The 272-nt window shown below is 66.5% G+C and carries 1 protein-coding gene; it reads left to right on the forward strand.

Translation table 11 applies throughout. From position 1 onward, the window contains the following. Window positions 1-272 (forward strand): hypothetical protein (locus tag SB753_RS37315; protein ID WP_410805174.1); only part of this gene is annotated, 272 nt, incomplete at both ends.

Below are 272 nucleotides of genomic sequence, written 5' to 3' on the forward strand. Positions count from 1 at the left end.
GCGAAGCGTGGGGGCCGAACGTGTACGTGTCGGTGCTCGCGCTGCGCGGACGCATCCGCGAAGTGCCGTGGTACTCGTTCTTCACGTGGGGCTGGAAGGCACCGCTCGAATGGGCGCGCGCGTTCTGGTACCAAGGCCGCTACTACGAAGCGCCGACGCCGCTCGTCGATCTGTCGAAGCCCGCGTTCCGCTACGGTCTCGCCGAGATCAAGGTCGGCACAGCCGCGCATAAACTGGCCGTGACGGTCACCCCGGACGCGAAGTCATACACG

The organism is Paraburkholderia sp. SIMBA_053 (genome assembly GCF_046534895.1).
Lineage (GTDB): Bacteria > Pseudomonadota > Gammaproteobacteria > Burkholderiales > Burkholderiaceae > Paraburkholderia > Paraburkholderia caledonica.